This window comes from Nonomuraea sp. NPDC049695, assembly GCF_040674955.1.
GTDB classification, from domain to species: domain Bacteria; phylum Actinomycetota; class Actinomycetes; order Streptosporangiales; family Streptosporangiaceae; genus Nonomuraea; species Nonomuraea helvata.
This window is the reverse complement of sequence record NZ_JBFANV010000013.1, coordinates 70,756-88,182: the sequence shown is the minus strand read 5'-3', so window position 1 is coordinate 88,182 and position 17,427 is coordinate 70,756. Positions and strand designations below refer to the sequence as shown.

Annotated in this window: 17 protein-coding genes; 3 read left to right on the top strand and 14 right to left on the bottom strand. The window is 72.0% G+C overall.

Annotated features, from left to right (window positions below; genetic code table 11):
• Window positions 1–10: 10 nt before the first annotated feature.
• Window positions 11–610: an SIMPL domain-containing protein gene (locus AB0J64_RS14590; RefSeq protein ID WP_364026001.1), complete on the top strand. Its 600-nt coding sequence runs from the start codon at window positions 11–13 to the stop codon at window positions 608–610.
• Window positions 611–646: 36 nt separating this feature from the next.
• On the opposite strand, the gene AB0J64_RS14585 is transcribed toward AB0J64_RS14590, so the two are convergent.
• The 8 genes from AB0J64_RS14585 to AB0J64_RS14550 form a co-directional block, all read right to left on the bottom strand.
• Window positions 647–1,537 carry an alpha/beta hydrolase gene (locus AB0J64_RS14585; RefSeq protein ID WP_364025998.1) on the bottom strand — a complete coding sequence of 297 codons (891 nt, stop codon included), beginning with the start codon at window positions 1,535–1,537 and terminating at the stop codon, window positions 647–649.
• Complete coding sequence (locus tag AB0J64_RS14580) at window positions 1,534–1,854, bottom strand: Nif11 family protein (protein WP_364025995.1); 321 nt, start codon at window positions 1,852–1,854, stop codon at window positions 1,534–1,536. Before AB0J64_RS14580 ends, AB0J64_RS14585 begins: the two co-directional genes overlap by 4 nt.
• Entirely contained in the window at window positions 1,851–2,153 is a 303-nt protein-coding gene (locus AB0J64_RS14575) for a Nif11-like leader peptide family natural product precursor (protein ID WP_364025992.1), read from the bottom strand. Before AB0J64_RS14575 ends, AB0J64_RS14580 begins: the two co-directional genes overlap by 4 nt.
• A gap of 2 nt (window positions 2,154–2,155) precedes the next feature.
• Window positions 2,156–3,151, bottom strand: coding sequence for an alpha/beta fold hydrolase (locus AB0J64_RS14570; RefSeq protein WP_364025989.1), 996 nt, complete (start codon window positions 3,149–3,151; stop codon window positions 2,156–2,158).
• A gap of 19 nt (window positions 3,152–3,170) precedes the next feature.
• The gene (locus AB0J64_RS14565) at window positions 3,171–4,280 is read right to left on the bottom strand and encodes an NAD(P)-dependent alcohol dehydrogenase (RefSeq protein WP_364025986.1); all 1,110 of its coding nucleotides are present in this window, start codon (window positions 4,278–4,280) and stop codon (window positions 3,171–3,173) included.
• On the bottom strand, window positions 4,277–4,948 hold the full coding sequence (locus tag AB0J64_RS14560) for a hypothetical protein (protein ID WP_364025983.1): 672 nt from the start codon (window positions 4,946–4,948) through the stop codon (window positions 4,277–4,279). Before AB0J64_RS14560 ends, AB0J64_RS14565 begins: the two co-directional genes overlap by 4 nt.
• 94 nt (window positions 4,949–5,042) lie before the next feature.
• A complete protein-coding gene (locus AB0J64_RS14555) occupies window positions 5,043–6,326 on the bottom strand; it encodes a ferritin-like protein (RefSeq protein WP_364025980.1) in 1,284 nt (427 codons plus the stop codon).
• 13 nt (window positions 6,327–6,339) lie between these two features.
• The gene (locus tag AB0J64_RS14550) at window positions 6,340–7,338 is read right to left on the bottom strand and encodes an alcohol dehydrogenase catalytic domain-containing protein (RefSeq protein ID WP_364025977.1); all 999 of its coding nucleotides are present in this window, start codon (window positions 7,336–7,338) and stop codon (window positions 6,340–6,342) included.
• Between the two features lie 202 nt (window positions 7,339–7,540).
• Between AB0J64_RS14550 and AB0J64_RS14545 the strand changes: the two genes are divergently transcribed.
• Window positions 7,541–8,869 carry an NDP-sugar synthase gene (locus tag AB0J64_RS14545; protein ID WP_364025974.1) on the top strand — a complete coding sequence of 443 codons (1,329 nt, stop codon included), beginning with the start codon at window positions 7,541–7,543 and terminating at the stop codon, window positions 8,867–8,869.
• Here AB0J64_RS14545 and AB0J64_RS14540 read toward each other — a convergent pair.
• The 3 genes from AB0J64_RS14540 to AB0J64_RS14530 form a co-directional block, all read right to left on the bottom strand.
• Window positions 8,830–9,765, bottom strand: coding sequence for a hypothetical protein (locus tag AB0J64_RS14540; RefSeq protein WP_364025971.1), 936 nt, complete (start codon window positions 9,763–9,765; stop codon window positions 8,830–8,832). The genes AB0J64_RS14545 and AB0J64_RS14540 overlap by 40 nt on opposite strands.
• Window positions 9,766–9,900: 135 nt before the next feature.
• Complete coding sequence (locus tag AB0J64_RS14535; protein WP_364025969.1) at window positions 9,901–12,915, bottom strand: type I polyketide synthase; 3,015 nt, start codon at window positions 12,913–12,915, stop codon at window positions 9,901–9,903.
• A 153-nt stretch (window positions 12,916–13,068) separates the two neighbouring features.
• The gene (locus tag AB0J64_RS14530; RefSeq protein WP_364025966.1) at window positions 13,069–13,878 is read right to left on the bottom strand and encodes a helix-turn-helix transcriptional regulator; all 810 of its coding nucleotides are present in this window, start codon (window positions 13,876–13,878) and stop codon (window positions 13,069–13,071) included.
• A gap of 172 nt (window positions 13,879–14,050) precedes the next feature.
• On the opposite strand from AB0J64_RS14530, the gene AB0J64_RS14525 reads away from it, so the two are divergent.
• On the top strand, window positions 14,051–15,379 hold the full coding sequence (locus AB0J64_RS14525) for an ATP-binding protein (protein WP_364025963.1): 1,329 nt from the start codon (window positions 14,051–14,053) through the stop codon (window positions 15,377–15,379).
• A gap of 88 nt (window positions 15,380–15,467) precedes the next feature.
• On the opposite strand, the gene AB0J64_RS14520 is transcribed toward AB0J64_RS14525, so the two are convergent.
• From AB0J64_RS14520 to AB0J64_RS14510, 3 genes are read right to left on the bottom strand one after another with little or no spacing between them, the layout of a single operon-like run.
• Window positions 15,468–16,697 carry a SpoIIE family protein phosphatase gene (locus AB0J64_RS14520; protein WP_364025960.1) on the bottom strand — a complete coding sequence of 410 codons (1,230 nt, stop codon included), beginning with the start codon at window positions 16,695–16,697 and terminating at the stop codon, window positions 15,468–15,470.
• Window positions 16,663–17,121 carry an ATP-binding protein gene (locus tag AB0J64_RS14515; RefSeq protein ID WP_364026216.1) on the bottom strand — a complete coding sequence of 153 codons (459 nt, stop codon included), beginning with the start codon at window positions 17,119–17,121 and terminating at the stop codon, window positions 16,663–16,665. The genes AB0J64_RS14520 and AB0J64_RS14515 overlap by 35 nt, the downstream gene beginning before the upstream one ends.
• Window positions 17,121–17,426 carry an STAS domain-containing protein gene (locus AB0J64_RS14510; protein ID WP_344985377.1) on the bottom strand — a complete coding sequence of 102 codons (306 nt, stop codon included), beginning with the start codon at window positions 17,424–17,426 and terminating at the stop codon, window positions 17,121–17,123. The genes AB0J64_RS14515 and AB0J64_RS14510 overlap by 1 nt, the downstream gene beginning before the upstream one ends.
• Between the last annotated feature and the right edge of the window lies 1 nt (window position 17,427).

The window sequence follows — 17,427 nt, the reverse complement described above, 5'->3', positions numbered from 1 at the left end:
GGGGGTTGGTGTGGATATCACCGTCGTCGGCGAAGGCGCGGTCCTGGCCGCGCCCGACATCCTGCGGCTGCACGCGGGCGTCGAGGTCCGCAGGGCCTCCGCCGCGGAGTCCTTCGCCGCCGCCAGATCCGCCGCCGCCCGGCTGGCCGAGGCGCTGACCCGGGCGGGCATCGCCGCGGAGGACGTGCGGACGGTGGAGCTGTCGCTGGGGCCGGAGTACGAGGCGTACCCCAAGGTGGCCGCCTACCGGGCCGTCCAGGGCGTGGAGGTGGTCGTCCGGGACCTGTCGCGGGCCGACCACGTCATCGACACGGTGGCCGGGGTGGGGGAGGAGGCCAGGCTGAACGGCGTGGCCTTCGAGGTGTCCGACCCGTCCGGTTTCCTGAAGGAGGCCAGGGCGAGAGCGTTCCGGGACGCCGCCGCCAAGGCCGCCCACTACGCCGAGCTGGCCGGCCGCCCGCTGGGCCGCGTGGTCTCGGTGAAGGAGGAGATCGGGCGCGGCCCCCAGCCGATGCGCCTCGCGGCGGCGGTGGCGGAGGCCGGCGCCTCGGTCAGCCCCGGCCGGGAGACGCTCACGGTCAACGTCCAGGTCGGCTACGACTTCGGGTAGACCGTGCGCCCTGTCAGCTGACAGGGCGCACGGGTCTCACATCGGGTTCCGCTTGAGGAACGCGTGGGCGGCCTCGCCGACGGCCACCGGGTTCATGCTCTGCAGCCCGTGCGTGGCGTTGGGGATGCCGCACCGCTCCGCCTGCGGCAGCCAGTTCATGAGGAAGCGCTGCGCGTCGCGGAACCCCGGCATCACCGACTCGCTGTCGAGGCCCATCACGGCCAGCACCGGCATGTCCGGCTTCCGCGTGACCAGCTGGTCGGCCTCCGACGGCTTGAAGCCCCACTGCGAGATCGCCGGGAAGTCGACGGTGAAGGTCGTGTCGACGCACGCCTCGACGCGGTCCCACACGTCGAGCGGCCCGGTCATCTCCACCGCGGGCAGGAAGCTCGGCCCGCACACCGCCTCCATGTAGAGCTGCGCCGCGCCGAGCTTGTCGCCCGTCTCGTACAGCTTCATCGCGTTCATGAAGGCGTCGACGTTGGCGCTGATCGCGTCCGGCGCCTCACGCGGCAGGTACGGCTCCAGCAGGATCGCGCTGTGCGCCCGCTCCGGGTAGGACAGCAGGAACTGGAAGGCGATCACGCCGCCGAACGAGAAGGCCATGATGTGCGCCTTCTCGATGCCCAGATGGTCGAGCAGCTCGACGGCGTGCTGAGCGCCGCCCTCGATGCTCAGCTCGGGCTTGTCCAGCGTGCTGCCGTTGTAGCCGGCCCGGTAGTAGCTGATGAGCTGGTAGTCCTGCAGCAGCGGTGGGTAGAACCGCATGGGGGTGATGAGGCTGTCGGCGATGCTGGTGCCGTGGATGCACAGCACGGGCTCGCCCTCGCCGATCACGGTGTACCTGAGCTCGGCGTCGGTCACCGGCGCCCGCAGGTCGTGCTCGACGTTCCATTCGCGCCCGATGTAGAGGGCGTCTCGCATCATGGCTTGCGCTCCAATCCGACCAGAAGGCCGGTCTCGTCGAGGCTGGGCACGAGGTCGAAGACGAGGAACTCCAGGTAGTACCGGCCCCACAGCAGGCCCCAGAGCGGGAACCGCTCGTTGAACTCCTCGCCGCGCTCGCGCGCCAGCCGCTCCTCCAGCTCCCAGACCAACGCGTTGAACTCCTGCGCGGTGAACGGCTGCCCGGCAGCTGCGGCGGCCGCGATGACCGCGTCCTTGGACTTGTCCTTGAGCCGGTCGACCAGATCGGGCCGCTCGGCCAGGCCGCGCAGGAACCCGATGACGTTGGCTTCGCTCATGACAGCTCCTCGCGGGAGAAGCGGGCGACCACGTGGTCGACCAGGTAGTCGAGGTAGCGCGTGCCCCACATGTGCCGCCACAGGGTGCTGCTCCCGTCGAACGGCTCCTTGTCCTTGTCGATGATCACGCCCGCCTCCAGCCGGCCGATGACCCGCTCGGCGTCGGCCTCGGTGAAGGCGAACCCGGCGTTGCGGGCGTGGAACAGGACCCGGGGAAGGTCCATGGGGGAGTAGCGGGCCAGCAGATCGGGATCCGACCGCGCCGCGTCCAGGAACCTGACGAACTCCGACTCGGACACGGCTAGCTCTCCAGCGCGTGCCGGATGACGTCGTCGATGGCCTTCACGTCGGGCTCGGCCAGCCCGAACGTGGCCAGATGGCCGTAGATGCTGTCGATCTGACGGAACGTCGCGCCGGGGATCCACTCGGCGTACCGCCTGAGCTCGTCCGGCGGGAACAGCGCGTCGCCGGTGAAGGCGGCGATCGTGGTCCTCGCCTTGATCCGGCCCAGGACCTCCCGCAGGGACTCGCCCTTGGCCCCCGGCCAGGCGGAGCGGGCCTTGCGGGCCTGGGTGACCACGTCGTCGGGGTCCTGCGGGAGCCAGAAGCCCTCCCAGAAGCCCTCGACGAACGCGTCCACGCTGTCGAAGCCCAGGGTGCGCCAGACCTCGGCGCTGTCGTAGTAGAACGTGCGGGGCGGGGCGGTCAGCGCCGAGCCGTGCGCGACCCTGGCCAGGCCGCCGCTGACGCTCGCCGCGTTCGCGTAGCCGCCGTCGGCGTAGTTCGGGTCCGCGGTGATGGGCTCCTCCACCACCGTCTTCAGCCAGAGCTTCGTCCACGGTGGCGGGGTGGGCGCCCCGGCGATGGGGGCGATGCTCCGCACGAGGTCGCCGAAGCGCAGCGCCCACTCGTACACCTGGATCGCGCCGATCGACCAGCCGAGCGCCAGCCGGATCTCGCGCACGCCGAACACCTCTTCCAGCAGCCGCTGCTGGGCGATGACGTCGTCGGCGACGGTGACGGCGGGGAAGGGCCGCGCCGGGGTGTTGCTCGGCGCGGAGGACGGCGGGAGGCCGAAGTGGCCGGGCAGCACGATGAAGTGGGTGCGGGGATCGAGCGCGCGGTTCTCGCCGATCCAGCCGTTGAGCACCTCGGCGGGGGCGCCGAGGAAGGTCGGGAACACGACCACGTTGTCCTTGGCCTGGTTGAGCTCACCGAAGGTCTGGTACGCCAGCCGGGCGCCGGGAAGCGTGTCGCCTGAGGTGAGCCGGAAGTCGCCGAGCTCGAAGGTGTTCATTCCTGGCTCCAAACGTCGGTCACGCGTCGAACCGCAGAATCGTCTTGATGTTCTTGCCGGACCTGAAGTCGTCCGCCGCGGCCTGGATGTCGGCGAAGTCGTACTCTCTGATGAGCGGCTGCACGGGCAGCCGGCCGCCGCGGATCAGCCGCGCCAGCAGCGGGATGAGCCGGTCGGGGTCGCTGTCGCCCTCGCACACGCCGAGGATCCGCCGCCCCGGCAGCAGCCGGTGCACGTCGACCGAGACCTCCACCCCGTACGGCGGAGCGCCCACGACGGCCACCGCGCCGCGCGGGGCGAGCGCCTCGATGCCGGCGCGCAGCACGTCGGGGTTGCCCACCGCCTCGACCACGTAGTCGACGCCGGCGCCGCCGGTGATCTTCCGTAGCTCGGCGGCCAGGTCCAGGCCGGTCGAGTCGACGGTGTGGGTGGCGCCGATCTTGGCGGCCAGCTCGAGCTGCGCCGCCTGCCGGCCGACGGCGATGATCTGGCTGACCGGGGTGAGCGCCGCTCCCATGACGGCGGCCAGGCCCACCGCGCCCGTGCCGATCACCGCGATGGACGTGCCGGGCTCCGGGCGCAGCGTGTTCCACACCGCGCCGGTGCCCGTCTGGACGCTGCAGGCCAGCGGGGCCAGCAGCTCGAACGGCAGGTCCGGGTCGACCTTGACGACGCTGCGCTCATCGGCGATGGAGTGGCGGGCGAACGACGACTGGCCGAAGAACCGGCCGCCGAGCGCGACTCCGCCCCTGCTGATCGGCGAGCTGCCGTCGAGGCGCTTGCCGCCGATGAGGTTCTGGGGGATCCAGGTGGTGCAGTAGGCCGGGTGGCCGATCCGGCAGGAGGGGCAGCTGCCGCAGGAGGTGAAGGTGAGTACGACGTGGTCGCCCGGCTTGACCTTGGTCACGCCGGGGCCGGTCTCCTCCACGACGCCGGCCCCCTCGTGCCCGAGCACGCCCGGCAGCGGGAACGGGATGTGCCCCGCCGCCACCGTGAGGTCGGTGTGGCAGATGCCGGCGGCCTTCATCCGGACGAGGATCTCGCCCTCGCGCGGGGCGTCCAGCTCGACGTCGCGGAGGGTGAACGCCGCTCCCGGCGATTCGACGACTGCGGCTTGGGTGGTGGTCACGAGGGTCTCCGATCGTCGGGGCTGAGGGTGTACGAGCTCGTGACGTGGGTCCACTCCGCCGGCCCCCACTCCGCGCCGTCCCCGACCTGGGGCGGAGCTCCGACCACGCGGACGACGTAGTAGTCGAGCAGGCCGGGGGCGCGGCGGGTCCAGATCGAGCCGAGCTCGTCGTGGTGGCGCTGGCCGAAGTAGAGCCTGTCGCCGTCCTGGCCGTGCGAGCGGGCCAGGCCGAGCAGGTCGTACTCCCGCGGGCACTCGTCCACGCCCGGCAGGTCCAGGATCGAGCAGCCGCCGTGGGAGACGTCCTGCCACTCGCCGAGCCGCCAGTGGCCGTCGCCCGCCTTCACCTCGTCGGCGCCGGCGACGAGCCCGGTGTCGAACAGGCGCAGGCAGACCTTGGTCCGGGAGAAATCGGCGTCGCGCGCGCCGGGGGTTCGCTCGCTGGGCCCGAGCAGCTGGAACATGCCCGTGATGATGAGCTCGAAGAGCCGGCTGTCGCAGCCGGGGTCCTTGTAGGCGTTGAAATGAATGGCCCAGAAAGGACTGTGCAGCCAGAAGTCGTCCACCCCGAATATTCCTGGGAATACCTCGGCGGCGACCGGGCTGCGCCATCGGCCGGAGAGTTCCTCGACCGTGAATTCGGCGCTGGTTTCCATCACACCTCGCATGAGTCAATTCTTTTTACGGCGGCCCGGCCGACGTCAAAGAGCCGACGCGTACATTGGCAAGTCGGCCGGGCGGCGCGAGGTAATTCGTGAAGTCCTACGACGGGAGCAGCCTCGGCGGCACGTGCGCGCGTACCCGCTCGGCCAGCTCGGCCGCCCGGATCCCGGCCGAGGCGGCGACCGCGGCCGCCGGCCCTCCGGCCTTCTCGGCGGCCCTGCAGCGCTCCACGAGCACCCGCATGCGCTCGTGCAGCAGCGCCCACGAGGGCTCGCGCCAGGGCACGAAGTTGCTCATGGCGTAGTACATCTCGAAAGCGAAGCCCGCCGTGCGGCCGGGGTGCTCGGGGCCGACGGGCAGTGTGGTCATGGCGGCGGCCAGCGGCCGCAGCACGTCGGCCATCATGCTGATCGACGTGCCGACGAGCAGGCCCAGCTGCTCCTCGCTCTCGTCGGTGTGCGTGAAGAACCGGGTCAGCAGGTGCAGCACCAGCTCGTAGGCCACCGCCGCCAGCTCGGCCGTCCGGCGGGTGCCGGGATCGGTGATGAGCGGCTGGGGATCCGCGATGTCGTAGGGCTGCTTGAGGAAGGCGGCGAGCGCCGGCCGCGCCGGGTCGAAGCCCGGGTCGCGCGCCCGCAGCTCCTCGTACTCCCGCCACACCGCGAGGAAGCGCCCGTAGTGGGCCTGCTGCCAGTCGCCGCGCGCGCCCTCGCCCTGCTCGATGATGAGATCGATCGCGGTGAACGCCGACTGCAGATCCGTGACCGCGACGAGCTGCGGCCAGCGGAACAGCTCCGGCGTGGCCTGGGCGCTCGGGGACCCGACGAACACGGCGGGCTCCCCGAGCTGGGCGCAGAGCGCCCGCAGCCCCTCCTCGATCCCGCGGTACAGGTGGCCGATCGTCTCGTACTCCTGGCCCCTGGGCATGAGCTCGGCGGGGTCGAGCCGGGCGCGGGCGGGCGGCACCGGCCGGAACTCCGCGGCGTCCTGCAGTTGCATGCCCTCGGGGCGTTCCAGGTACAGGAAGTGCCGCAACGCCTGCTCGCCGAACGGCAGCAGGTCGAGCTGGATGCCGGACGGGAAGTACCCCGAGCGCTGCGGGAAGTTCGGGCGGCCGAAGGTGGGCGCCGCGCCGATGGCGGCCAGCAGGTTGGACACCAGCGCCAGGTGCAGCATCTCCTCGACCGCGATGGAGTGCAGGATCTTGCGCCAGCGGGCGACCGCGTCCGCCTGCTCGGCCGTCAGGCCGTCCTCCGTCCCGCTCTTGAGGCTGGCCTCGGCGAAGAGGTACTGGCTCAGGATCATGTGTTCCAGCTGTGAGGCCTCGTTGAGCAGCCACCACAGGTGCTCCCGGTTCGCTATGACGATCGGGGGCTCGGACATGCGGGGGTCCTCCTCAGTTGGGGGTGAGTACGGCGCGGTAACGCACCTGGCCTGCCTCCACCCGCTTGAGCACCTCGTTGATCTCGGCGAACGGGTAGGTCTCCACGCGCGGCCTGACCTTGCCCGCGGCCATCAGCGTGAGCACCTCGACCAGGTCGGAGCGGTTGTTGTGGGTGCTGCCCTTGATGGAGCACTGCTTGAACAGCAGCGTCATCATGTCGTCGATCTTCAGCGGGCCGGTGACGCCCATCGTGACCAGCCGCCCGCCGTAGCGCAGGCCGGACAGCACGCGGGCGACGAGGTCCGCCGAGGTGGTGGTGGCCAGGATGATGTCGGCGCCGCCGGCGTCGGCCAGCGCCTTGCCGGGGTCGTCGCCGACCACGACGCCCTGCGTGGCGCCCAGTTCCTTGGCGTACTCCGCCTTGTCGGGCGAGGTGGTGAGCACGACGGTCTCCAGGCCGATGGCGGCGGCCAGTTGTACCGCCATGTGCCCGAGCCCGCCGACGCCCAGCACGCAGACGCGCTCGCCGGGCCGGGGCTCGGCGTTGCGCAGGCCGCTCATCGAGGTGAAGCCGGCGCAGAAGGCCACCGCCGCGTCGGTGTAGTCCAGGCCGTCGGGCAGCAGCGTGCACCCCGACTCCCAGGCCACCATCAGGTCGGCGTAGCCGCCGCCCAGGTCCATCCAGGTCGTGGTGTGCTCGCAGGCCACCGGGTGCCAGCTCTGGCACTGGAGGCAGCGCCCCTCGCCGCGCTGCATCCACGAGACGCCCACCCGGTCGCCCACCCGCAGGGTGGTGGCGCCGGGACCGAGCGCCACCACCTCGCCCACGGGCTCGTGCCCCGGCACGATCGGCAGCCGCACCGGCCAGTGGCCACGGTGGACCAGCACGTCGCTGAAGCACATGCCGCACGCCTGAATGCGTACGACGACCTGGCCGGGCCCGGGCTCGGGATCGGCGAGGTCCTGGAACTCCCATGCGGAGTTGAGTTGCGTGATGACGGCTGCGCGCACGGTCTCCTCCTTGGCGAGACACGTCAGGGAGGCCCACGATAAATATCCGGCTCGCGCCGGCGGCACCCTGACTTAACGGAGCCACGGCGCTTTTTGCCAGACCCGGACCTGACGAAATAACGGCGTTCGGCGGCCGAAACAGGCCATATTCCCGGCGCGAATGGTACGAATGGGTCACCGCCCGCTGTCCTTGGAGATTTCCATGCTTTCCATTGCCGCCATCGCGCTGGCGGGCGGACGCGGACTCCGCGCCCGCCCGCTCACCCTCGAGGGTTCCGGTCACATGAGGAGCAAGGCCGCCGTCCCTTTTCTCGGGAGGCCGGTCATCGAGTGGCTCGTCGCGGGTCTGCGCGACCAGGGGATAACGCGTTTCCATGTGGCGGCCAACGGCCGGGAGAATCGTTATCAGGTCAAGGAGGCACTGGGGTACGGCGAGCGACTCGGGGTCTCGGTGCGTTATTCGCGGCCGCGTACGGACCGGTTCAACACCGGCTCGGGGCAGGCGACGCTCAGCGTGATCGAGGAGCACGGCCTGCTCGGCCACGCCCTGGTGTTCCCGACGGACTCGCTCTTCGAGTTCGACCTGGCGGCGCTGGCGCGTGACCACCTGGCGAGCGGGGCGGTGGTGACGGTCGGCCTGGTCCACCGGACGGCGGCGGAGGTGGCGGGGACGTACGGACTGGCGCTCGCGGACGGCGCCGGCCGGATCGAGCGGTTCATCGAGAAACCGCCCATGGAGACCATCGCGGCGGTGGCCGCCGACCCGGACAGGGTGCCCATCAACGCCGGCCTCTACCTGGTGGACTGCGCCAGGCTGCGCGCGCTGGGCGCCACCGACGAACTGGCGGCGCTGACCCGGCAGGGGCTCGACTGGGGCGGCGACCTGCTGCCGTGGCTGGTGTCGCGCGGCCACCGGGTCATGTGCTCGCCCCTGGCCAAGGTGGGCGATCTGGGCAACCCCCGCGAGTACCTGCTCACCATGGCCGAGGCTCTGGCCGGCGGCTACCCGAGCCTGCGGCTCCCGGACCGGCCCGTGATCCACCCCTCCTCGCTGGCGCGGCGCGACGAGGTCAGCGGTCTGACGCTGGCCGAGAAGCTGGCCGCCGGGCTCGTCCACGTGGGGCCGGGCGCGTGGATCGGCCGGGACGTCGAGATCGGCCCCGGCGTCGTGCTGCGCGACTCGTACGTCGGCGACGAGGCGGACCTGCACCCGTGGTGCCGCCTGGAACGGGTGGCCTGCCTGGACGGCGCGATCATCGGGCCCGGCGCGCGGCTCAGCGACGCGTACGTGGGCGTGATGGCGAGGGTGGACTCGTCGCTGGAGCGCCCCGCCGTCATCGGCGGCTTCACCGCGCTCGGCCACGAGGTACGCGTCACCGAGGGCGCCGGCCTCAGCGGCGTCATCGCCTATCCCGGACAGACCGTGACAGGGGCCGGGCACACCGGCGCGCATCAGTCGCCGTCGTCCGGCTCCTCGACCTCACGGCCGGGTCAGTCGCCCACGTCGTCCGGCTCCTCGACCCGGTCGTAACGGAGCCGGGTCTCGATGGCGTAGGCATGCGGGGCGTACCCGGTGCGGAGGTCCTGGAAGACGGTCCACGCCTTCTGCGGGTCGCGCTCGGCCGGCAGCCCCGCCTCGTGCACCAGCAGCAGCGTGTCGGAGAAGTTGCGCTCCTCCCGTCCCTGCAGGCTCACCGGGATGGGCGGCAGCGTGATGCACAGCCCGCCTGCCAGCCGGTGCATGCAGCGCGTCCCCGTCATGAGCAGGGCCTTCGTGTGCGCCGGGGCCCAGCTCGGCGCGAGCGCCTCGATGAGCGCGGCCACGTCCAGGACGATGACCGCGGCCTTGAGCCAGTCGAGGTCGCCCGCGGGGCGGCGGAACGTGAGCGCCGGATGGGCGAGGTGGGAGTGCTCCACCTCGGCCATCCACCCCGTCCACTCGGCGAACATGGTGTCGAGGTGGTCGCGCGAGCCGGTCTTGAGGTAGGCCGCGAGCATGGTGTCGGCGTCGCGCGGGTTGCACACGCTGCCGCCCAGCCTGCCGACCAGCCGCTCCCGCCGGGCGTAGGCGGCCAGGAAATGCCCGAGGTACGCCGTGATGGCCGCCACCATCAGCAGCCTGGACGCCCACTCGGCCGCACGCAGCGGCGTGCCCTCCAGCAGCGCGAACCCGGCCGTGGACACACCGAGCCAGATCGCGGCCACCGTGACGACGGCCAGCGGCCCGCACAGGTCGAGCAGCGGCTCGCGGATCACGGGCGGGAGCCGGCCGGCCATCGCGAGGATGGGGCCGGCGAACGCCCGCAGGACGCCGCGGACCAGCCGGGTCGGCCTGCCCCCGGGGGTGAACACGGTGAGCACGACGCTCAGCCAGACCGCCGCCACGAGCGCGGCGCCGGCCAGCGTTCCCAACACGGCTGTCACCATGCCCGTATCCTCCGGCGCTTGACTGGAATGCTCAAGAATCAGTTAGTGCTAGTAGTCGGAATGCCAGCTTCAAAAGAAGCGGAGACGAGGCTCCGGACGTCCCGGAGCCCCGTCTCCCGACTGCGGCGCCTGCTCTCACACGGTCGCCGCCGAGCGTAATTCGGTGGTCAGGTCCAGCAGCGTGCTCGGGCCGAGCAGGCTGCGGACCGGCACGTCCACGCCCAGCTCCCGCCGCACCCGCTCGCGGAACCTGGTGGCCAGCACGGAGTCCAGCCCCAGCAGGGTGAGCGGCACATCCATCCCGATCTCGTGTCCGGGCACCGCGAGGATCTGGGACGCCAGGTCGGCCACCACGGCGGTCAGCTCGGTCTCGGAGAGAGCTGCCAGATCCGGGCGTCCTCGCCGGGCGAGTACGGTCTCGCGGGCGGGCTCGGGAGGAATGGGGGAGGTGGCCGAGCCGGGCCAGAACCGCCGCCGCTGCCAGGGATAGCCGGGCAGCCGGACGTACTCGCCCTCCGCGTGGACGCGGTCCCAGCTGGGGCGGCAGCCCAGCACGTACGCCTGGCCGAGCGCGGCGCTGAGGGCGGCCGCGTCCGGCACGTCCCTCCGCAGGCAGGGCACGACGCTCGCGTTCGCGCCCGACGCCTCGATCTCCTCCTCCAGCGCCGTCTGCAGCACCGGATGCGGGCTCATCTCGATGAACACGGCAGGCCGGGCGTCGGCGAGCGCGGCCTGGCAGGCGGCGGCGAAGCGCACGGGCAGGCGCAGGTTGTCGAACCAGTAACCGGCGTCCAGCTCCGTGCCGTCCACGACCCGGTCCCAGGCGCTGGAGTGGATGGAAACGGAGCAGGGGCCGGGCCTGACGCCGGACAGAGCCTCCAGCAGCGCCTCGCGCACCGGCTCCACCTGCGGCGCGTGCGAGGCGTAGTCCACGTCCACCTGACGGCAGAAGACGCCGTCGCGGCGCAGCGGCTCGACGACCCGCTCCAGCCCCGCGGGGTCGCCGGACAGAACCGTGGAGTGCCGGCTGTTGACCACCCCCACGCACACTTCGCTGATGGCCTGCCCGATGGCCTGCTGGGCCGCCTCCTCGCCGAGCCCCACGGCCCACATGGCGCCAGGAGTGCGCAGCTCGCGCAGCAGCCGGCTCCTCCTGGCGACCACGGCCGCGCCGTCGGCCACGCTCAGCGCGCCCGCGGTGACCGCCGCGGCGATCTCGCCCATGCTGTGGCCGATGAGCAGGTCGGGCTCGACGCCCCACTCGCGCCACACGGCGGCCAGCGCCACCTGCATCGCCCACAGGGTCGGCTGGACCTCGTCCACGCGCGACAACCGCTCCCCGCGCAGCAGCACGTCCACGGGGGACCATCCGAGCTCGGCGGCCACCGCCCGCGAGCACTCGTGCAGGCGGCGGGCGAAGGCCGGCTCGGCGGCCAGCAGCTGCCTGCCCATGCCCGCCCACTGGCCGCCCTGCCCGGGGAAGACGAACACCACCTTCGGCCGCTTGGCCGCGCGGCGCTCCCCGGCGTGCACCGACCGCCCGTCACCCCGGCCGTTCGCGCGGAACTCCCGCAGGGACGCGGCCAGCGAGCGCGCGTCGTCGCCGACCGCGGCCAGCCGGAACTCGTGATGCGAGCGCCGGGCGCCCGCGCTGAAGCACACGTCGTGGAGACCGGGCCCCTCGCCCTCGGCCACCGTCTCGTCGGCCACCATCTCGTCGGCCACCATCTCGTCGGCCATCGTGTCGAGCAGGTCGGCGTACGCGGCTGCGAGCTCGTCGAGCGCCCGCGGGTCACGCGCCGACAGGGGCAGGACGTAGCTGGGCCGGGCCTGGGCGCGCCGGGGGCGCGCCGGGCGCGGCGCCTCGGAGAGCACGAGGTGGACGTTGGTCCCCGACATGCCGAAGGAGTTGACGCCCGCCAGGGCCGGCACCCCCCGCTCCGGCCAGTCCTGGGCCAGCAGCGCGAGCTCGACGGAAGCGGCCGGGTCCAGCAGGACGGCGTGCGGCTCCACCACGTGCAGCGTCGGAGGTATGGTCCGGTGCCGCAGCGCCAGGGCCGTCTTGAGCAGCCCCGCCATCCCCGAGGCGAACTCGGTGTGGCCGATGTTGGACTTGACCGATCCGACCAGGCAGCGCCGCCCCGGGTCCCGGCCCTCTCGCATGACCAGGTTCAGCGCGGCCAGCTCGGTCGGGTCGCCTGCGGGGGTGCCGGGCCCGTGCGCCTCGACGTAGTCGACGTCGCCGGGGGAGACGCCCGCGTCGAGATAGGCCTTGCGCAGCATCGTCTCGTGCCCCTCCAGCCCGGGGGCGACCAGCGAGCCGCCGGTGCGGCCGTCGTGGGTGGCGGCGCTGCCGAGGATCGTCGCGTACGGGCGGTCGCCGTCGGCGAGGGCCCGCGAGAGCGGCTTGAGTATCAGGGCGACCACGCCCTCGCTGCGCACGTACCCGTCCCCCGAGACGTCGCCGAACCTGCACCGGCCCGAGCCGGACAGCACGCCGGCGTCGGCGAGCGCGAAATACAGGTCGGGCACGATCTGCAGGTTCGCGCCGCCGACGATGGCCAGGTCGATCTCGCCCGCCCACAGCGCCCGGCAGGCCACGTGCACCGCCAGCAGCGACGTCGCGCAGGCCGCCTCCACGCCCATGCTCGGACCGCGCAGGTCGAGATGGGTGGAGATGCGGCCGGGGAAGATGCCGCTGACGGCCGCCCCGAGCGCGGCGTGCATGTCGTACATCCCCGAGCGGCGCAGCAGGTCCCAGTACCCCGACGGCAGCAGGCTCGTGTAGACGCCGGTGTCGCTCCCGGCCAGGCTCTCGCCCGGGATGCCCGCGTCGTCGAGCGCCTCCCAGGTGACCTCGAGGAGCAACCGCTGCTGCGGGTCCATCCGCAGGGCCTCGAACGGCGTCACGCCGAAGAAGCGCGCGTCGAACCCGGCGATGTCGTCCAGATAGCCGCCCGCGCCCCGCAGCACCTCGGGCCGGCGGCGGCCGGAGGCGGTTTCGATGTCGAATCTCTCCTGCGGGATCACGCCGATCACGTCCCGGCCGCCGCTGACGATCTGCCAGAGGTCGGCCGGGCTCTCCGCACCCGGCAACCGGCAGGCGGCGCCGACGATGGCGATGGGATCTCGCCCCCTGTTGTTGTGCATGGCCCCGTTCCCGTCCGCGCCCGCGTCATCGTGAATTCGGTGATGCCCGGGCGCCCTTGTTGGTTGGACGAACGACATCACCTAAGGTCCGGCTCGGCCGCGGAGGGTGTCAATTAACAGATGACGAAATACCGAGGGGCGGTGGAAACGGCGTTATTCGCTCGCGTGCATCGGAAAATGGATCACAAGCCCCACCAGCGGCTCGTCCGGGGTGATCATGAGCGCCATGCGCAGGGTCTGCAGGCCCAGCCGTGGATGCCGGAACCGGCGGGTGAGGCTGCGGTGCTCCTGCACCTCGTGCCTGCGCCACAGGCCGGCGAAGAGCGGGCTCAGCTGGGAGAACTCGGCGATCTTCGCGGTCAGCCCATCGTCGTGCGGCCACCTGGCCAGCTCCGAGCGCCACCGGGCGATGACGTCGCAGGTGACGCGCTCCCAGTCGGGCAGCCGCTCCTTGGCTTTGGGCGAGATCAGCAGCCAGCGCAGCATGTTGCGGTGCTCGGGCGCGTATTTGCCCCAGTCGTCGTACCACTCGGCGGCCGCGTCGTTCCAGGCGGTCAGGTCGCAGTGGATGTCGGTGGCGTAGACCGGATAGTCGCTGGCGCCCATGAGGCTGACCAGCGGGCCCATCACGTCGCCCGACCAGGTCTGTCCCTCGAGCGGCTGCGGGTTGGTGACCTGGCCGTGCACCAGCGTGTGCATGTAGCGGCGCTCGTCCTCGGTGAGGACGAGCACCCGGGCCAGGCTGTCGAGCACCTGGATGGAGGGCTTGATGTCACGCCCCTGCTCGAGGTACGTGTACCAGGTCGGGCTGAGGCCGGCGAGCACCGCCACCTCCTCGCGCCGCAGCCCTTTCGTCCTGCGCCCCCCGCCTTCGGGGAAGCCCACCTGCCCCGGCGTGACCCGTGCGCGCCTGCTCCGCAGGAATCGCGCGAGCTCCTGCCGGCTCCAGCCGTCGCCTGACACAGAACCCCCCGTGAATGCCCCCACCGCGTCAGCAGATCAGGATCGCAAGGCTGATTCTAGAAGCCTCACGGAATATTTGTCACCTCTAGCCTGATTTCGTCATTTCGGCATTGACGTTACGGCTTTGTTCCCAAAGCATGAATATATCGATTCAATTGAGGGGATTAACCAGATGAAGTGGCATTTCACCGGCCGGAGCGAGCAGCTCGCCGCGATTCGGTCAGCCCTCGGGGCCGCCGGCGCGGGCCCTATTGTCGTCACAGGTGAGCCGGGGTCAGGCCGGAGCCGGCTGGTGGAGCATGTGCTCGAATCGCCCGAGGCGGCGCGTTACGAGATCGTCCGGCTGAGTGCCGCGGACGGCCCCGGTGACGTCGCCGCCCGCGTCGGGGTGGCCGCCGGGGACCGCCCGCTGCTGCTCGTCATGGACGACGCGCAGGTGAGCGGGGACGAGAGCCTGATGGCGCTGCGCGTGGCCGCGGGTGGGAGCCCGCGGGCCAGAGTGCTGGTCACGACGGTGTCCGGGCCCGCGGCGGTGCGCCCCGATCCGGTGGACTGCCTGCGGTTCGAGCCGGGCGCGTACACGATCGACGTGCCGCCGCTCACGGTCGAGGAGGTGGCCGTCCTGCTGGCCGCGCTGGCCGGCGGCCACGTACGGCAGGCCACCGCCGGCGCCCTGCACGCGGCGACCGGCGGCAACCCCCGCCTGCTGCACGACTTCCTGGTCGGGCGCCGGCTCACCGAACGCCTGACCCGGGGCGCCGCCGGGTGGGAGTTCCAGTGCGCCACCGAGTGGCAGCCGCCGATGGACCCGTCCGCGGCCACCCCCCATCTGGTGAAGGCCACCTGGGACGCCTGGGCCGCGCTGGCCTTCGACCGGGCCTTCGAGCTGTGCAAGGCGGCGGCGTGGTGCGGCGAGGGGCACACCGTCTCGGTGCCGCTGGCGCACCTGCTGCTGCTGCGCGGCAGGGGGCGCGACAGCATGTCGTTCCTGGACTCGCTGCCCGAGGGGGTGGTGGAGAGCACGCCGCACCTGGCGCTCGCCCGCGCGGTCAACCTCGCCTGCGGGCGGGGCCGGCCGGAGGCGGCCGCCGAGTTCCTGCTGCGCGCCGCGGTGGCCGCCGGGCCGGGGCAGCGGCCGCTGCTGCTCGCCTACCGGGCCTGGATCATGGCGTTGAGCGGCCGCTCCGCCGACGACGTCGGCGCGATCACGCGCACCGACAGGGAGACCGCCCTGTTCGTGCACGCGGCGCAGGCCATGGCCCGCCTCCGGACCCGGCCCGACGAGGCGGTCTTCCACCTGCGGCGCGCGCTCGCGCTCACCGCCGGAGGGATGGAGTCGGGGCCGCCCTGGCTGGCGGCGCATCTGACGGCGTACCTGATCGACGCGCTGCTGCTGGCGGGCCGGGCGGGCGAGGCGACGCTGCTGGCGGCCGGCTTCCACGGCGGGGAGCCCGCCTCCGGCTGGGGCGTCGCCGTCGCCATGTCGATGGTCGCCGCCTGAGCGGTCTGGACGGCCGTCGCCGTGCCGATGCTCGCCACCTGAGAAGCCCGGCCCACGGGGCTGCCGTGGGCCGGGCTGGTCGGGCGCCTCAGGACGGGTTCCTGCTCAGCGCGAGGGTGGTGATGTCGTCGGACTGCTCGGCGGCGCCCACGAACGTGCGCACCGAGGAGTCGACCGCCGAGAGCAGGCCGGGGGCGTGCGCCCCGGCCCCGGCCAGCACGTCCTGGAGCCGGGGGGTGCCGAACAGGCCGTGGGCGGCGTTCCTGGCCTCGACCACCCCGTCGGTGTAGGCGAACAGCGCGTCGCCCGGGCCGAGCTGCACGTGCCCCAGGGTGTAGGAGCTGTCGGCCAGGATCCCGACCGCCGGCCCCGTCGGCGGCAGCATCGTCTGGCGGCCGTCGGCGCGCACCACGATGGGCGGATTGTGCCCGCCGTTGATGTAGACCAGGTCCCCGGAGTACGGGTCCAGCACCCCGAAGAACATCGTCGCGAAATACGCCTGCTTGATGTGGTTGCGGGCCATGTACCGGTTGGTCCCGACCACCGCCTGGATCAGCGGCCCCGCCCCCAGCGACAGCAGGGGCAGCGCGGACTCTCCCGGCGAGCCGTCCAGCGCCACGGCGGCGTCGTCACTGACGTCCTGGACGAACCCGGTGTGCTCGGCCGTGTGCCGCAGCAGCGTCCTGATCAGCGCCATGAACAGCGCGGCCCCCACGCCCTTGTCGCACACGTCGGCCACCACCAGCGCCAGCCTGCGCCCGTTGACGAGGGTGAACACGTCGTAGAAGTCGCCGGCCACCTGCCGGGCCGGCCGGAAGCTGGCCGCGAGCTCCCAGCCGTCCAGCCTCGGCAGCGACTCCGGCAGGAACCCGGCCTGGATGTCGCGGGCGATGCGCAGCTCACGCTCGTACTCCCGCAGACTGGCCAGCGCCGCCATCTCCTCCACCGTGGTGCTGAGCTGCCAGCGTTCCCAGCAGGAGTTCGCCCTGCTGCGCAGCAGGCCGGGCAGGAACGGGCGGGTCACGTAGTCGAACCCGCCGCGTACGCACTCCTCCAGCGCGGCGATGTCGTCGTCGGGAAAGGCCACGATCGTGGGCATCCGCCCGTCGACCAGGAACCGCTGGCTGACCAGCGCCATCCGCTGCAGCCCGAGCGCCGCCGAGATCAGCAGCAGGTCGGGGTGCGGGTGCCGCAGGACCAGGTCGTCCGGTACGGCGAGCTGGACGTCGAAGCCCTCTTCGCGCAGCGCCCCGTCGAGTTCGAGCACCGCCTGGGACATGGGGTCAGCCGGTTCGGCTACCACCAGGGCCGTCGGCATTATCGCCTCCAAGCAGTCGCATGATCAGGGTGTTGCGGTTGCGTCCGCCGGCGTACTCGTAGTGGAACTCGTCCACCTTGCCCATGGCGAGGAGCAGCCCGTAACCGCCGATGTCGCGCTGGGCGGGCGGCAGTGCCAGCCGCGGCGCGGGATCGTACCCGGCGGGGTCGAACGGCGGCGCGTCGTCCTCGATGCTGACCCGCAGCCGGTCGTTCCCGATCTCCCCGGACAGCTCCACGACGCCCGCCCCGCCCCGGTAGCCGTGCTGGGCGATGTTCGTGGTGATCTCGTCCGTGGCCAGGCGCAGCCAGTACGCCTGGCGGGAGGTCAGCCCGGCCTCGTCTGCCAGCACCTCGATGAAATCGGCCACCACGCCCGGCAGGGACGCGTGCTGAACGTCGATCTTGAGCCGGCAGGCGAGCATCACTGCATCACGATGCTGCGGTCGAAGCCGGTGAGCCGGATCGTCTCGGCCACCTCCGGCTTGGTCCCCACCAAGGTGATCTCCGAGCCGCGCGGCAGTTTCTGGTGAGCGAAGATCAGGCAGCGCACCCCCGCCGACGACATGTACGTCAGCTCGTCGAGGAGCAGCACCAGCTTGCCCACCTGCCGCCCCACGGCCTGCGAGACCAGGTCGTTGAGGTCGGGGGCGGAGCTGCCGTCGAGCTCGCCGGCCAGCCGGATCGTGGCGGTATCACCCTCCACGCTCATCTTCATCTTGAAAGACATG

Excerpts from the sequence above, each read along its gene's own strand:
- AB0J64_RS14585 (WP_364025998.1), bottom strand. The coding sequence starts at position 1,537 with ATGATGCGAGACGCCCTCTACATCGGGCGCGAATGGAACGTCGAGCAC.
- AB0J64_RS14580 (WP_364025995.1), bottom strand. The coding sequence starts at position 1,854 with ATGAGCGAAGCCAACGTCATCGGGTTCCTGCGCGGCCTGGCCGAGCGG.
- AB0J64_RS14570 (WP_364025989.1), bottom strand. The coding sequence starts at position 3,151 with ATGAACACCTTCGAGCTCGGCGACTTCCGGCTCACCTCAGGCGACACG.
- AB0J64_RS14560 (WP_364025983.1), bottom strand. The coding sequence starts at position 4,948 with ATGCGAGGTGTGATGGAAACCAGCGCCGAATTCACGGTCGAGGAACTC.
- AB0J64_RS14555 (WP_364025980.1), bottom strand. The coding sequence starts at position 6,326 with ATGTCCGAGCCCCCGATCGTCATAGCGAACCGGGAGCACCTGTGGTGG.
- AB0J64_RS14545 (WP_364025974.1), top strand. The coding sequence starts at position 7,541 with ATGCTTTCCATTGCCGCCATCGCGCTGGCGGGCGGACGCGGACTCCGC.
- AB0J64_RS14540 (WP_364025971.1), bottom strand. The coding sequence starts at position 9,765 with ATGGTGACAGCCGTGTTGGGAACGCTGGCCGGCGCCGCGCTCGTGGCG.
- AB0J64_RS14535 (WP_364025969.1), bottom strand. The coding sequence starts at position 12,915 with ATGCACAACAACAGGGGGCGAGATCCCATCGCCATCGTCGGCGCCGCC.
- AB0J64_RS14525 (WP_364025963.1), top strand. The coding sequence starts at position 14,051 with ATGAAGTGGCATTTCACCGGCCGGAGCGAGCAGCTCGCCGCGATTCGG.
- AB0J64_RS14520 (WP_364025960.1), bottom strand. The coding sequence starts at position 16,697 with ATGCCGACGGCCCTGGTGGTAGCCGAACCGGCTGACCCCATGTCCCAG.
- AB0J64_RS14515 (WP_364026216.1), bottom strand. The coding sequence starts at position 17,121 with ATGCTCGCCTGCCGGCTCAAGATCGACGTTCAGCACGCGTCCCTGCCG.
- AB0J64_RS14510 (WP_344985377.1), bottom strand. The coding sequence starts at position 17,426 with ATGTCTTTCAAGATGAAGATGAGCGTGGAGGGTGATACCGCCACGATC.